Source organism: Streptomyces sp. NBC_00582, assembly GCF_036345155.1.
Classification (GTDB): Bacteria; Actinomycetota; Actinomycetes; order Streptomycetales; family Streptomycetaceae; genus Streptomyces.
The window spans coordinates 5,621,889-5,635,202 of the sequence record NZ_CP107772.1 but is presented as its reverse complement, the minus strand read 5'-3'; the positions used below and the strand labels follow the sequence as shown (position 1 = coordinate 5,635,202).

General features: G+C 70.2%; 12 protein-coding genes and 3 tRNA genes. 9 read left to right on the top strand and 6 right to left on the bottom strand.

Annotated elements, in window-relative coordinates; genetic code table 11:
• Positions 1-2: 2 nt before the first annotated feature.
• Entirely contained in the window at positions 3-647 is a 645-nt protein-coding gene (locus tag OG852_RS25185) for a TetR/AcrR family transcriptional regulator (RefSeq protein WP_133916852.1), read from the bottom strand.
• A 112-nt stretch (positions 648-759) separates the two neighbouring features.
• Between OG852_RS25185 and OG852_RS25180 the strand changes: the two genes are divergently transcribed.
• A complete protein-coding gene (locus tag OG852_RS25180) occupies positions 760-2,220 on the top strand; it encodes an MFS transporter (RefSeq protein WP_330349018.1) in 1,461 nt (486 codons plus the stop codon).
• A 118-nt stretch (positions 2,221-2,338) separates the two neighbouring features.
• On the opposite strand, the gene purL is transcribed toward OG852_RS25180, so the two are convergent.
• The 3 genes from purL to purS are packed head-to-tail and all read right to left on the bottom strand — an operon-like array spanning position 2,339 to position 5,534.
• Positions 2,339-4,597, bottom strand: coding sequence for a phosphoribosylformylglycinamidine synthase subunit PurL (purL, locus tag OG852_RS25175; protein WP_330349017.1), 2,259 nt, complete (start codon positions 4,595-4,597; stop codon positions 2,339-2,341).
• On the bottom strand, positions 4,594-5,274 hold the full coding sequence (gene purQ / locus OG852_RS25170; protein ID WP_133916855.1) for a phosphoribosylformylglycinamidine synthase subunit PurQ: 681 nt from the start codon (positions 5,272-5,274) through the stop codon (positions 4,594-4,596). Before purQ ends, purL begins: the two co-directional genes overlap by 4 nt.
• Positions 5,271-5,534, bottom strand: coding sequence for a phosphoribosylformylglycinamidine synthase subunit PurS (gene purS / locus OG852_RS25165; RefSeq protein WP_003999970.1), 264 nt, complete (start codon positions 5,532-5,534; stop codon positions 5,271-5,273). The genes purQ and purS overlap by 4 nt, the downstream gene beginning before the upstream one ends.
• 362 nt (positions 5,535-5,896) lie before the next feature.
• Between purS and OG852_RS25160 the strand changes: the two genes are divergently transcribed.
• The 8 genes from OG852_RS25160 to OG852_RS25125 all read left to right on the top strand — a co-directional run bounded on the left by OG852_RS25160 (position 5,897) and on the right by OG852_RS25125 (position 10,481).
• Positions 5,897-6,214: a histone-like nucleoid-structuring protein Lsr2 gene (locus OG852_RS25160; protein ID WP_133916856.1), complete on the top strand. Its 318-nt coding sequence runs from the start codon at positions 5,897-5,899 to the stop codon at positions 6,212-6,214.
• Positions 6,215-6,370: 156 nt separating this feature from the next.
• A tRNA-Gly gene (locus OG852_RS25155) sits at positions 6,371-6,442 on the top strand.
• A gap of 80 nt (positions 6,443-6,522) precedes the next feature.
• Positions 6,523-6,598, top strand: a tRNA-Gly gene (locus tag OG852_RS25150).
• A 134-nt stretch (positions 6,599-6,732) separates the two neighbouring features.
• The gene (locus OG852_RS25145; protein WP_330349016.1) at positions 6,733-7,689 is read left to right on the top strand and encodes an ABC transporter ATP-binding protein; all 957 of its coding nucleotides are present in this window, start codon (positions 6,733-6,735) and stop codon (positions 7,687-7,689) included.
• Positions 7,686-8,510, top strand: a complete 825-nt coding sequence (locus OG852_RS25140) for an ABC transporter permease (protein WP_133916858.1) — start codon at positions 7,686-7,688, stop codon at positions 8,508-8,510. The genes OG852_RS25145 and OG852_RS25140 overlap by 4 nt, the downstream gene beginning before the upstream one ends.
• Positions 8,511-8,538: 28 nt before the next feature.
• A complete protein-coding gene (locus OG852_RS25135; RefSeq protein ID WP_133916859.1) occupies positions 8,539-9,777 on the top strand; it encodes a sensor histidine kinase in 1,239 nt (412 codons plus the stop codon).
• The gene (locus tag OG852_RS25130) at positions 9,774-10,382 is read left to right on the top strand and encodes a response regulator transcription factor (RefSeq protein ID WP_330349015.1); all 609 of its coding nucleotides are present in this window, start codon (positions 9,774-9,776) and stop codon (positions 10,380-10,382) included. Before OG852_RS25135 ends, OG852_RS25130 begins: the two co-directional genes overlap by 4 nt.
• Before the next feature lie 23 nt (positions 10,383-10,405).
• Positions 10,406-10,481: transfer RNA gene (locus OG852_RS25125), tRNA-Gly, on the top strand.
• Positions 10,482-10,580: 99 nt separating this feature from the next.
• Here OG852_RS25125 and OG852_RS25120 read toward each other — a convergent pair.
• Positions 10,581-11,480, bottom strand: a complete 900-nt coding sequence (locus OG852_RS25120; protein WP_330349014.1) for a phosphoribosylaminoimidazolesuccinocarboxamide synthase — start codon at positions 11,478-11,480, stop codon at positions 10,581-10,583.
• A 91-nt stretch (positions 11,481-11,571) separates the two neighbouring features.
• A complete protein-coding gene (locus tag OG852_RS25115) occupies positions 11,572-13,098 on the bottom strand; it encodes a N,N-dimethylformamidase beta subunit family domain-containing protein (protein ID WP_133916862.1) in 1,527 nt (508 codons plus the stop codon).
• Between the last annotated feature and the right edge of the window lie 216 nt (positions 13,099-13,314).

Genomic DNA, 13,314 nt, shown 5'->3' with positions numbered 1-13,314 from the left:
GACTATGGTCGGCGGGCGAAGTCCCGCAGGCCGCCCTCCACCAGGGCGAAGGCGCCGCGGGCGCGGTCGGCCGCATCGGCGGCGACCGCGTCGACGCTCTCGCCGGCGTCGATACGGCGGTGGTGCTCCTCGATGAGGGCGTTGCGGGCGGCGGTGATCGTGGACGCGGCGATCACGGCGAGGGTGGCGTCGCCGGTCTCCTCGGTGAGCAGGTCGGCGAGTTCGCGGGCGCCCTTCTCCGCCAGGAGGTAGGCACGTTCCCGCAGGACCGGAGTGGCCATGATGACGGAGCGGATCCGGCGGGCGAAGGGCTCGCCGTGCAGACCGACCGCCGGGTCCCGGTTCTCCACCATGTCCAGGAACTGCCGGCGGACCGCTTCCACGGCGGACTCGCCCGACGGGCGCTCACGCACGGCCCGGGCGGCGTCGAAGAAGTGCTCCTCCATCGGCCGGAAGACCAGGTCCTCCTTGGTGCCGAAGTAGTTGAAGACCGTCATCTTCGAGACCTCGGAGGCGTCCGCGATCTCCTGCACGGACACCGCGTCGAAGCTCCTCTCCAGGAACAGCTCCACCGCCGTCCGGTAGATCCGCATCGCGGTCTGCAGCTTCTTGCGCTCCCGCAGACCCATCGTCGCCTCAGCACCCATGCCTCCACTGTACCAAGGACAAAAATAGTCCCGGCAGAACTTTCGCTCGGGAACAAAAATAATCCCGGAAAAAACATTGACCGGGTACACAACTCAGGTCCATGGTGGTGGCATGACCGAGACCCAGCGAAAAATCGGCTTCCTCGTCTGCCTCGTCACGATCGTCCTGGCCGTCCTGGACATGCAGATCGTGTCCGCGGCCACCGTCCCGATCGTCCGCGACCTCGATCCCGACCACGGCATCGACAAGATCCCCTGGCTGGTCAGCGCCTTCGCCCTGGCCTCGGCCGCCGTGCTCCCGCTGTACGGCAAGCTGTGCGACGTCCTCGGCGCGAAGCACGTGTTCCTGGGCGCCGTGGGTTCGTTCCTGCTCGGCTCCGCGCTGTGCGGCGCGGCGCAGTCGATCGGCCAGCTCATCGCCGCGAGGGCCGTGCAGGGCGTCGGGGCCGGCGGTCTGATGAGCGTCACCATGGTGGTGATCGCCCAGCTCAAGGGGCCCGGCACGAAGGACGCCAAGGGCGCCGGCATGGGCGGGATCGTTGCCGGAGGCGGCATGGCGGTCGGCCCCTGGATCGGCGGCCTGCTCGCCGACCGCGCGAGCTGGCGCTGGATCTTTTACGTCAATCTGCCGCTCGGCCTCGCCGTCCTGGCCCTGGGCGCCCTCGTGCTGAAACTGCCCCGGCACACCGAGCGGCACCGCGTCGACTTCCTCGGCGCGGCCCTCGCCGCGGCCTTCTCCGCCGCGTTGCTGCTGGTCACCGAGTGGGGCGGCAAGCAGTACGCCTGGTCGTCGCCGCAGATCGTCTCGCTGACCCTGGCCGCGCTCGCCGCCCTCGCCCTGTTCCTGTGGCGCCAGGTCACCGCCGCCGAGCCGATCCTGCCGCTGTCCCTGTTCCGGGTGCCGGAACTGCGCCTGGGCTTCGCGATACAGGGGCTGATGGGTGCGGCGATGGTGGGCGCGATGTACTACGTGATGGTGTACCTGCAGGTCGCGCGGGGAGTCGCCAGTTCCTCGGCGGGGCTGTACCTCATCCCCATGGCGATCGGCATGACGGCCGTGGGGATCGTCTCCGCCGGACTCGCCGAGCGGGGCCTGCCCGAGCGGACCTTCGTCGTCGCGGGCTCGGCGATCGCCACCACGGCCTTCCTGCTGCTGTCCACCCTCGGCGCCCACACCTCGCTCTGGCTCCTGCGCGGCGAACTCCTCCTGGTCGGCATGGGCTTCGGACTGCTGCTCGGCCAGCTCATCCAGCTCGTCCAGGAAGCGGCCCCACGCCCTCAGCTCGGTGTCGCGACCACCGCCATCCGCTTCTTCCAGACCCTGGGGACAGCACTCGGCGCGGCCCTCTTCGGGACGTTCATCACCAGGTTGTACGACGGCCCCGGCCCCCTGGCCTCCCTGTCGGGCGCGGCACGGACGGCGGGCATCGAGTCCTACGTCTCCGCGATGGACTCGGTGTTCCTGTGCGGGGCGGGCGTCATGGCCCTGTGCCTGGTCTTCGCCCTGCTGCTGCCCCGGCCCCGCCCGGCCGAGGGCTCACCCGAGCCGGTGGGCGAACCGGTCGCGGTGTAGCGAAGAGGCGGCCCGGGACAAGGCGGGTACGGCGAAGGCCCCGGCCGTCTCAGCGGGCGGGGCCTTCACCGGCGTACTGCGCCGTCGCACGGACGTCGGCGCCGGCGTACGGAGTCGGCTACGCGAGCAGCGCCGGGATCGTCTCCTCGTGCGCCGTGCGCAGCTCCTCCAGGGAGAGCGCGAACTCGCCCTGGACGTCCACCGTGTCGCCGTCGACGACACCGATGCGGGTGGCCGGGAGGCCCCGGGCGCCGCACATGTCGTTGAAGCGGACCTCCTCCGAGCGGGGAACCGCGACGACGGCGCGGCCGGCCGACTCGGAGAGCAGGAAGGTGAAGGCGTCGAGCCCGTCCGGCACGACAAGACGCGCGCCCTTGCCGCCGAGCAGCGCCGACTCCACGACCGCCTGGATCAGACCGCCGTCGGACAGGTCGTGGGCGGAGTCGATCATGCCGTCGCGGGAGGCGGAGATCAGGATCTCCGCCAGCAGGCGCTCGCGCTCCAGGTCGACCTTCGGGGGCAGACCGCCGAGGTGGTCGTGGACCACCTGCGACCAGGCAGAACCGCCGAACTCCTCACGGGTGTCGCCGAGGAGGTAGAGAAGCTGGCCCTCCTCCTGGAAGGCGACCGGCGTGCGGCGCGCGACGTCGTCGATGACGCCGAGGACCGCGACCACCGGCGTCGGGTGGATGGCGACCTCGCCCGTCTGGTTGTAGAGGGAGACGTTGCCGCCGGTCACCGGGGTGCCGAGCTCCTGGCAGGCGTCCGCCAGACCGCGGACGGCCTCCGCGAACTGCCACATGACGGCCGGGTCCTCGGGCGAGCCGAAGTTCAGGCAGTCGGAGACGGCGAGCGGCTTGGCGCCGGTCGTGGCGACGTTGCGGTACGCCTCGGCGAGCGCGAGCTGGGCGCCGTGGTACGGGTCGAGCTTGGCGTACCGGCCGTTGCCGTCGGTCGCGATGGCGACGCCGAGGCCGGACTTCTCGTCGATCCGGATCATGCCGGAGTCCTCGGGCTGGGCGAGGACGGTGTTGCCCTGGACGAAGTGGTCGTACTGGGAGGTGATCCACTTCTTGGAGGCCTGGTTGGGAGACGAGACCAGCCTGAGGACCTGGCCCTTGAGCTCCTCGCTCGTCCGCGGCCTCGGCAGCTTGTTCGCGTCGTCGGCCTGGAGGGCGTCCTGCCAGTCCGGGCGGGCGTAGGGGCGCTCGTAGACCGGGCCGTCGTGGGCGACCGTGCGCGGGTCGACGTCGACGATCTTGCCGCCGTGCCAGAAGATCTCCAGGCGGTCGCCGTCGGTCACCTCGCCGATGACGGTGGCGATGACGTCCCACTTGTCGCAGATCTCGAGGAACCGGTCGACCTTCTCCGGCTCGACGACCGCGCACATGCGTTCCTGCGACTCGCTCATGAGGATTTCCTCGGGCGAGAGCGTCGAGTCACGCAGCGGGACGTCGTCGAGGGTGACCCGCATACCGCCGGAGCCGTTGGAGGCGAGCTCGGAAGTGGCGCAGGACAGACCGGCGGCGCCGAGGTCCTGGATGCCGACGACCAGCTTCTCCTGGAAGGCCTCCAGGGTGCACTCGATGAGGAGCTTCTCCTGGAAGGGGTCGCCGACCTGGACGGCGGGGCGCTTCGACGGCTTGGCGTCGTCGAAGGTCTCACTCGCCAGGATCGACGCGCCGCCGATGCCGTCGCCGCCGGTGCGGGCGCCGTAGAGGATGACCTTGTTGCCGGCGCCGGACGCCTTGGCGAGGTGGATGTCCTCGTGCCGCATGACGCCGATGGCACCGGCGTTGACCAGCGGGTTGCCCTGGTAGCAGGAGTCGAAGACGACCTCGCCGCCGATGTTGGGCAGGCCCAGGCAGTTGCCGTAGCCGCCGATGCCCGCGACGACGCCCGGCAGGACGCGCTTGGTGTCGGGGTGGTCGGCGGCGCCGAAGCGCAGCGGGTCCACGACCGCGACCGGGCGGGCGCCCATCGCGATGATGTCGCGGACGATGCCGCCGACGCCGGTGGCCGCGCCCTGGTAGGGCTCGACGTAGGAGGGGTGGTTGTGCGACTCCACCTTGAAGGTGACCGCGTAGCCCTGGCCGACGTCGACGACGCCCGCGTTCTCGCCGATGCCGACGAGCAGGGCGTCGGACTGCGGGGCCTTCTCGCCGAACTGGCGCAGGTGCACCTTCGACGACTTGTAGGAGCAGTGCTCGGACCACATGACGGAGTACATGGCGAGCTCGGCGCCCGTGGGGCGGCGGCCGAGGATCTCCACCACCCGCTCGTACTCGTCCTTCTTCAGGCCGAGTTCGGCCCAGGGCAGCTCGACGTCGGGGGTCGCGGCCGCGTGCTCGACCGTGTCCAGAGGCGTCCGGCTCATGCGTTGACCAGCTTCTTGAGGATCGAGGTGAAGAAGGGGAGACCGTCGGTGCGGCCGGACCCGATGAGGGGCTCGACGGCGTGCTCCGGGTGCGGCATGAGGCCCACGACGTTGCCGGCCTCGTTGGTGATGCCGGCGATGTCGTTGAGCGAGCCGTTCGGGTTGAAGTCGAGGTAGCGGAAGGTCACGCGGCCCTCGGCCTCGAGCTTGTCCAGCGTGTACTGGTCGGCGACGTAGCGGCCGTCCATGTTCTTCAGCGGGATGTGGATCTCCTGGCCGGACGCGTAGTCGACGGTCCAGGCGGTGTCCGCGTTCTCCACCCGCAGCTTCTGGTCGCGGCAGATGAAGTGGAGGTGGTCGTTGCCGAGCATCCCGCCGGGCAGCAGATGCGCCTCGGTGAGGACCTGGAAGCCGTTGCAGATGCCGAGGACCGGCAGGCCGGCCTTCGCCTGCTCGATGACGGTCTCCATCACCGGCGAGAAGCGGGAGATGGCTCCGGCGCGCAGATAGTCGCCGTAGGAGAAACCGCCGGGCAGGACGACCGCGTCGACCTGGTGGAGGTTCTTGTCCTTGTGCCAGAGGGCGACCGGTTCCGCGCCCGCGAGGCGGATCGCGCGCTGTGTGTCCCGGTCGTCGAGGCTGCCCGGGAAAGTGACGACGCCAATACGAGCGGTCACTTCACGGCCTCCGCGACTTCCTCCACCTTGACGGTGAAGTCCTCGATCACGGTGTTGGCGAGGAAGGATTCCGCAAGATCGTGGATGCGGGCGAGGGCGGCCTCGTCGACCGGGCCGTCAACTTCCAGTTCGAATCGCTTTCCCTGACGTACGTCGGAGATGCCTTCGAAACCCAGACGCGGCAGTGCGCGCTGCACCGCCTGGCCCTGGGGGTCGAGGATCTCCGGCTTGAGCATGACGTCGACTACGACGCGTGCCACTGGCACTCCCGGTGTGTGGTGCTGAGCAGGTTCCTGCAGGTGTCTCCGACAGGCACCTTCAGACTACCCGCACAAAATTTCTACGCGGGTAGAGTTGTAGGAATCTACGTGAGCGTCATCACGATCAGGTATCGGACCAGTGCCTTCACGAAAAGTTCAGGGAAAGATCCGGGGTGCACCCGTGTTCCCTATTGCGCTGGGACACGCGGGCAGATTTAGTCGGGCTTCACATTCGATTGCCGGGCACTGTACAAATGAATTGGCAATAGCCGATACTTTGCCCCATAACTGGCGGACAGTCGACATCTCCGTGGCGTCTTGGCACGTCATCGCAGAGCTGTCGCACGAAGGGACCGATATTCGTGGCGCAGAAGGTCGTGGTCACTCTCTTTGACGACATCGACGGCTCGGAAGCGGCGGAAACGATCGCCTTCGGACTCGACGGCAAGTCGTACGAGATCGACCTGAATGAAGCCAATGCCAAGAAACTGCGTAAGGCGCTCGCGCCCTACGTGGAGGCCGGCCGCAAGCGGTCGAAGTCCGGCAGGGCCTACAAGCAGACGGAGGTCGCGCCCGACCCGGCGGCCGTCCGCGCCTGGGCCCAGGCCAACAAGATGGAGGTGCCCGCCCGCGGCCGCATCCCCAAGAAGGTCTACGAGGCGTTCGCCGAGGCGCAGTGAGCCGTACGCCCTCCGGACTCGGGTGAGTCTCCGGTCGGCCCCGGGGTCCGTCAGCGGACCCCGGGGGCAACCGACTTGCGTTACCCCCCACATGGTCGGCTAATGTCTGGAGCACGCCGCCGGGCGGGGCCGAAAAGCCCAGCTCACGGAGGCCACGCGGGTGTAGTTCAGTAGCAGAACATCCCCCTTCCAGGGGGAAGGCGCAGTGTGCGATCCCTGTCACCCGCTCTGCACCGCCGTCCCGACCACACTTGTGGATCAGGTAGGCTGGTGCTCGCGCCGATCGGTGAAAGCCGGTCGGAGGCAATGCGGACGTAGCTCAGTTGGTAGAGCGCAACCTTGCCAAGGTTGAGGTCGCGAGTTCGAGCCTCGTCGTCCGCTCCAGAGAAGCCCCGGTCCAGTGGACCGGGGTTTTTTCGTGCGTACCCGCTCGGGTGCGGCCATCACCTGACATTTGTCATACGGAGTGATGACACCTCGCACTGCCGTCGGCCCGCGCCCGACGGGAGCCTTGAGGCATGGACACGAATGAACACGTGATTGAGGTCACCGACCTCCGGCGTGTGTACGGGGGCGGGTTCGAGGCGGTCCGTGGAATCTCCTTCCACGTCGACCGCGGTGAGATCTTCGCGCTGCTCGGTACCAACGGCGCCGGCAAGACATCGACCGTCGAACTGCTGGAGGGGCTCGCGCGCCCCGACGCCGGAGACATCCGTGTCCTCGGCCACGACCCGTACGCCGAGCGGGCCGCGGTCCGGCCGCGCACCGGCGTGATGCTGCAGGAGGGCGGCTTCCCCTCCGAGCTGACCGTCGCGGAGACCGCGAAGATGTGGGGCGGCTGCGTGAGCGGCTCCCGTCCCCTAGGAGAGGCGCTGAGCCTGGTCGGGCTCGCCGGCCGGGCGGACGTACGGATCAAGCAGCTCTCCGGCGGCGAGCGGCGCCGCCTCGACCTGGCGCTCGCCCTGCTCGGCGATCCCGAAGTGCTCTTCCTCGACGAGCCGACGACCGGTCTGGACGCCGAGGGGCGCCGCGACACCTGGGATCTGGTCCGCGCCCTGCGCGCATCCGGTACGACGGTGCTGCTGACCACGCACTACCTGGAGGAGGCCGAGCAGCTCGCCGACCGGCTGGCCATTCTGCACCAGGGGCGCATAGCCGCCTCCGGGACGCCCGGCGAGGTGACGGCGGCCCAGCCGTCACGGATCGCCTTCGAGCTGCCCGAGGGGTACTTCGTCGGCGATCTCCCCCCGCTGGGCGAGCTGGGTGTGTGCGGTCACGAGGTCGAGGGACGCGTGGTCCGGCTGCGCACCCGGGAGTTGCAGCGGGCGGCCACCGGGCTGCTGGTGTGGGCCGAGCGGGCGCGGGTGGAGTTGCGGGGGCTGGACGTCCGGTCGGCCTCGCTGGAGGAGGCGTTCCTGGGAATCGCCCGGGAGGCGTCGGAGCGTACGGAGACCGAGGGAGCTGCGGCGGCATGAGCGGGGACATCGTGAACAGCGGGACCGTGGGGGCGGCGAGCGGGGTCAGGGGCGCGGTGACGAGCCCGGCGAGCCGGATGGCCGCACTCGCGCGGGCCGAGCTGACCCTCCTGGGGCGCAGCAAGAGCACGCTGGTCACAGCGGTGCTGATACCGCTCGTGCTGCCGCTCAGTTTCGCCAACGTGATCGACGACATGGACGTCGAGGACATCGGTCTGACGACCGGTCTGGTGCTGGTGCCGGCGGCGATCGGCTTCTCCCTGCTCTTCGGGGTGTACTCGGCGCTGACCGCCATCTACACCGCCAGGCGCGAGGAACTGGTCCTGAAGCGGCTGCGGATCGGCGAGTTGCGGGACGGCGAGATCCTGGGCGGTTCCGCACTGCCGGTGCTGACCACGGCGCTGGTCCAGTCCCTGGTCCTGGTCGCGGCCTCCACGGTGGTGCTGGACATCCCCGCGCCGAAGGTGCCCCAGCTGGCCGCCGTGGGACTGCTGTTGGGTCTGGTGATGTGCGCGGCGCTGGGGGCGGTCACTGCGGCCCTGACCCGGAGTGTGGAGAGCGCCCAGGTCACCACCGCGCCGTTCGTGATGGTCTCGATGATGGGCTCCGGAGTGACCTTCCCGCTGGAGATGCTGCCGGACCGGGCCGCCACGCTCTGCGCCCTGCTGCCGCTGTCCCCGGTGATCACCCTGATACGCGGTGGATGGACCGCCGACCTCTCGGCCTACGAGGCACTGGGGGCGATATCCACAGGCCTGGCCTGGACAGTGCTGGCGGTGTTTGCTGTACGGCGATGGTTCCGGTGGGAGCCCCGGCGCTGACCTGCCGGGGGACGGGGGAGACACGAGGATGCGCAGGCCGGGAGGCTGGTGGCGACGCAAGAGCACACCGGCGAAGGTCGAGACCTACACGCGGTGGTCGTTCCACTTCTTCGCGGTGGCCGAGCTCGCCGCGGTGGGGCTGCCCTTCACGGGCGCGGCGTTGTGGACCAGGTCCACGCTCTGGCTGCCGGGGATGATGCTCGTGCACTCCACGCTCTCCGGTCTGACGGCATCGCGAGCGCTGGACTGGACGCGAGGGCGCCGCCCCCGTCCCGTGCGACTGCTGTGGGCCCTCGCCGCCGCCACCGCGGCCGTCGCCGCGGCAGCGCTCTGGATCTCGCAGCACGGACCGGACCGGGAGGACGTCAAAGCCGCCGCTGGCGCGGTGTTCGGAATCTCCCTGATCTTCGGAGCCGGCGTCACCGCGCTCGGCATACGGGAGCGGCGCCGGGTGTTCGGAGTCGTCCATGCCTTCGCCGTCGTCGGCGGACTGATGGCCTACTCGATCACCCAGGACGGGCTCGCCACGCTCATGGCGATGACGGCGGTCGTGGTCGGCGGTGGGTTTCTCGCCTTCACCTCCGTCTTCTCCGTGTGGCTGCTGGACGCGGTGTACCGGCTCGACGAGGCCCGCGAGACCCGGGCGCGGCTCGCCGTCGCCGAGGAGCGGCTGCGGTTCGGGCGGGATCTGCACGATGTGATGGGGCGCAACCTGGCGGTGATAGCGCTGAAGGCCGAGCTGGCGGTGCAACTCGCCCGGCGTGAGCGGCCCGAGGCGGTGGAGCAGATGATCGAGGTGCAGCGGATAGCGCAGGACTCGCAGCGGGAGGTGCGGGAGGTCGTACGGGGGTACCGGGAGGCCGATCTCGCGGTGGAACTGGCGGGCGCCCAGGGGGTGTTGACGGCCGCCGGGATCGCCTGCGAGATGAGCGGGGAGGCGGAGGGGCTGCCCGACGAGGTGCAGTCGACGCTCGGCTGGGTGGTGCGGGAGACGACGACGAACGTGCTGCGGCACGGGGACGCCGGGCGGTGCACGGTGGGGCTGCTGGTCGCGGAGGGACGCGTGGTGCTGACCGTGGAGAACGACGGGGCCGAGGCCGGACGGGACGGCGACCGCGGTGGCGGATCGGGGCTCGCCGGGTTGCGAGAGCGACTGCGGCGGGTGGACGGGACGTTGGAGGCCGGGTTCACGGGGCCCGGGGTGTTCCGGGTGGTGGCCGAGGTGCCGCTGAACAGGACGGGCATTGTGAGCGAGGTCACTTCATGACGGTGCGGGTACTGCTCGCCGACGACGAGCACCTCATCCGGGGTGCGCTGGCGGCGCTGCTCTCCCTGGAGGACGATCTGGTGATCGTCGCCGAGGCGGCCACCGGACCGGAGGCGCTGGCGATGGCGCGGGCGCATGAACCGGATGTGGCCGTGCTGGATCTTCAGATGCCCGGGGCGGACGGTGTGAAGGTCGCCACATCGTTGCGGACCGAACTGCCCGACTGCCGGGTGCTGATCGTGACCAGCCATGGTCGGCCGGGCCATCTGAAGCGGGCGCTTGCGGCGGGTGTGCGCGGGTTCGTCCCGAAGACGGTGAGCGCCCAGCGGCTCGCGGAGATCATACGGACCGTGTACTCCGGAAACCGTTACGTCGACCCGGACTTGGCCGCCGACGCCATAGCGGCCGGGGACTCGCCGCTGACCGCGCGGGAGGCCGAGGTGCTCGAACTCGCCGCCGAGGGGGCGCCGGTCATGGAGATCGCCGAGCGGGCGGGGCTGTCGCAGGGGACCGTGCGGAACTATCTGTCGTCGGCCGTGTCCAAGCTGGGCGCGGAGAACCGGCACGCGGCGGTGCGTCTCGCACGGGAGCGGGGTTGGGTATAGTTGGCCTCGCGCCACGGCGCACTGCGGACGTAGCTCAGTTGGTAGAGCGCAACCTTGCCAAGGTTGAGGTCGCGAGTTCGAGCCTCGTCGTCCGCTCCAGTGAAACCCCGGTCCGGTGGACCGGGGTTTTTGCGTGGGCCGGGGCTCGGCAGGGCGGGGCGGCCCCCGGTTGCCCAGGGGCCGTTCGCGCCGTGCGGGTCAGGACCAGCGGGTGCCGGTGAGGAGTTCGTACGCCTCGATGTACTTGGCGCGGGTCGCGTCGACGATCTCCTGGGGAAGCCGCGGCGGGGGCTGCTCGCTCTTGCGGTCCCAGCCGGACGCGGGCGAGGTGAGCCAGTCGCGGACGAACTGCTTGTCGTACGACGGCTGGGCACGGCCCGGCTGCCACTGGTCGGCCGGCCAGAAGCGGGAGGAGTCCGGGGTGAGGACCTCGTCGGCGATGACAAGGGTGTCGCCGTCGAAGCCGAACTCGAACTTGGTGTCGGCGAGGAGGATGCCCCGGTCGCGGGCGATGTCGCGGGCGCGGCCGTAGACGGCGAGGGTGGCCTGGCGGAGCTGGGCGGCGGTGTCGGCGCCGACCTGACGGGCGACTTCCTCGTAGGAGACGTTCTCGTCGTGTTCGCCGACGGCGGCCTTGGTGGCCGGGGTGAAGATCGGGGCGGGGAGTTCGCTGCCGTCGACCAGGCCTTCGGGGAGGGCGAGACCGCAGACCGTGCGGGACGCGTCGTACTCGACGAGTCCGGAGCCGGTGAGGTAGCCGCGGGCCACGCACTCGACGGGCAGCATCCGCAGGGACTTGCAGATCAGGGTGCGGCCGGCCCAGTCGGCGGGGGCGCCGACGGGCAGTTCCGTGCTGAGGACGTGGTTGGGGATCAGATCGGCGAGCTGGTCGAACCACCACAGGGAGAGCTGGGTGAGGACACGGCCCTTGTCGGGGATCTCCGTCGGCAGCACCCAGTCGTAGGCGGACATACGGTCGCTGGCGACCATCACGAGGTCGCCCGCCTCGTTCTGGTACAGCTCGCGCACCTTGCCGGTGTGCAGATGCACCAGGCCCGGCACCTGAAGGGGCTCGGGCTTTTCTACGAATCCGGACACGGTTCCTCCCCGTGGTTCTGTCCTAGGCCTTGATTGTCCCGTACATCGGGATTGATCAAGGACGGAGGGTCCGTCGACCACGGGGGAGGCGTCAGTCGCGCTTGCAGATGCGGTCGAGGAGGTTGGCGGTGGCGCGCTGGATCCGGGGGTCGACATGGCCGGGGCGGTCCAGGGCGGGGGACCAGGCGAAGGTGCCGGAGGCGAAGACCAGGGCGCCGGAGGGGGCGCGGTAGAGCGAGGTCTCCTGGTGGCGCAGGACACCCTCGTGGTCGCTGTACGGGGAGTGGGCGAGGAGGATGCGTTCCTCGTGGGGCGGGAGCGGGGTGCGGGGGAAGTAGCGGTCGGCCTCGCCCGCGACCAGGCCCTCGATGCCCTCGCCCTCATGGGTTCCGGTGGCCTCCCACAGCCAGTGGTCGGCGTTGCGCACGATCAGCGGATGCGGCTCGGGGACCCTGCCCGCGTACTGGATGCCGACGAGCTGCTGCTCGGCGCGGTCGATCTCGCGCCAGAGGACCGATTTGCCGGGGCCCTTGCGTTTGCGGCAGGTGAGCAGCCGGGCGGGGACTCCGGACGGGGACGGGCCCAGCTCCACCTGCCAGTACAGAGTGTTGGCGGAGAGGAAGACGAGGGAGGTGCCGCTGTCCCGGGCGAGCTCGACCGTGCGGCGCATGGTCGTCGACCAGTACTCGTCGTGGCCGGGGAAGACCAGACCTCGGTAGCGGGTGGGGTCGACCTGTCCGGAGTGCAGATCGCGGGCGTCGGCGTAGGCGAGGTCGTAGCCGTAGCGCTCGGCCCAGCGGATGACGTCGTAGGCGTGGCCGACGTGCAGGGGCAGGCCCGCGCCCGCGTACGGCCGGTCGAAGGAGACCGTGGTCGCGGCGTCGGCCTCGCCGAGGAGCCGGCCGTTCCTGTCCCAGGCGTGGTAGAAACTGGCGCCGGTGCGGCCGTCCTCGGGGTAGAGGTTGTAGGCCTGCCAGGTGACGTCGGGCAGGAGCAGCAGCAGGTCGGCGGGGTGCTGGTCGCGGACGGTGAAGGGGACGTGGGAGCGGTAGCCGTCGACGGTGGTGAGGACGGCGACGTACGCGCCGACACGCCAGTACGAGGGGATCTGCAGCCGCCAGGAGAGCCACCAGTGGTGGCAGGAGACCGTGCGGTCGGCGGTCAGCGGCGGGGGCTGGACGATGCCGGAGAGCCGGGGGCTGGTGGTGATCTTGGCGGCGCCGGCGCCGTCGTAGTGGCCGATGCGGTAGATGTCGACGCTGAACTCCTGCGGCGGGTCGACCGTGATGTGGAAGTCGACGGCCTCGCCGGGGGCGACCGCGCCGGTGGAGGTGAAGCCCTTGATCTGGCGGCGGACGTCGTCGGCGGAGCGGGGGACGCCGGACGCGGATGCCGGGCCGGGTGCGGTACGGGGCCCCGGGACCCTGGGGCGGTCCGTGCCGCCCGGCCTGCGCGCGGGGGCCTGGTCGACGTACCAGGGGACGACCTGGCCCGTGTCGTCGAAGTACGTCTCGCTGCCGCGCAGCCAGGGGACGGGGCCCTGGCCGAAGGGATCCGTCACGGCGTGGGCCAGTGCTCCCGACTCCCAGCGGCGGATGTGCTCGGGTCCCGGTGCCATGGCGCTCCCCTCCCTGGTGCCCCCGTGATCCGGCGGTGCGGTCGCTACGCGGTGCGCGCCGGCCGGTCCGCCGGCTGACGGCTGTCCTATGTCGCACGCCCATGCCATGGGCGCGATCGGTCCCAGCACATCACATAACGCGCGCAGACAGTCACTATTCGTTGCGAATTGGCCGAAAGTGGAACCAGGGGGTCCGTTCCGGGCGGGGTTCTGCGG

Excerpts from the sequence above, each read along its gene's own strand:
- OG852_RS25130 (WP_330349015.1), top strand. The coding sequence starts at position 9,774 with ATGACGGTGCGGGTACTGCTCGCCGACGACGAGCACCTCATCCGGGGT.
- OG852_RS25140 (WP_133916858.1), top strand. The coding sequence starts at position 7,686 with ATGAGCGGGGACATCGTGAACAGCGGGACCGTGGGGGCGGCGAGCGGG.
- OG852_RS25180 (WP_330349018.1), top strand. The coding sequence starts at position 760 with ATGACCGAGACCCAGCGAAAAATCGGCTTCCTCGTCTGCCTCGTCACG.
- purL (WP_330349017.1), bottom strand. The coding sequence starts at position 4,597 with ATGAGCCGGACGCCTCTGGACACGGTCGAGCACGCGGCCGCGACCCCC.
- OG852_RS25135 (WP_133916859.1), top strand. The coding sequence starts at position 8,539 with ATGCGCAGGCCGGGAGGCTGGTGGCGACGCAAGAGCACACCGGCGAAG.
- OG852_RS25145 (WP_330349016.1), top strand. The coding sequence starts at position 6,733 with ATGGACACGAATGAACACGTGATTGAGGTCACCGACCTCCGGCGTGTG.
- OG852_RS25185 (WP_133916852.1), bottom strand. The coding sequence starts at position 647 with ATGGGTGCTGAGGCGACGATGGGTCTGCGGGAGCGCAAGAAGCTGCAG.
- OG852_RS25115 (WP_133916862.1), bottom strand. The coding sequence starts at position 13,098 with ATGGCACCGGGACCCGAGCACATCCGCCGCTGGGAGTCGGGAGCACTG.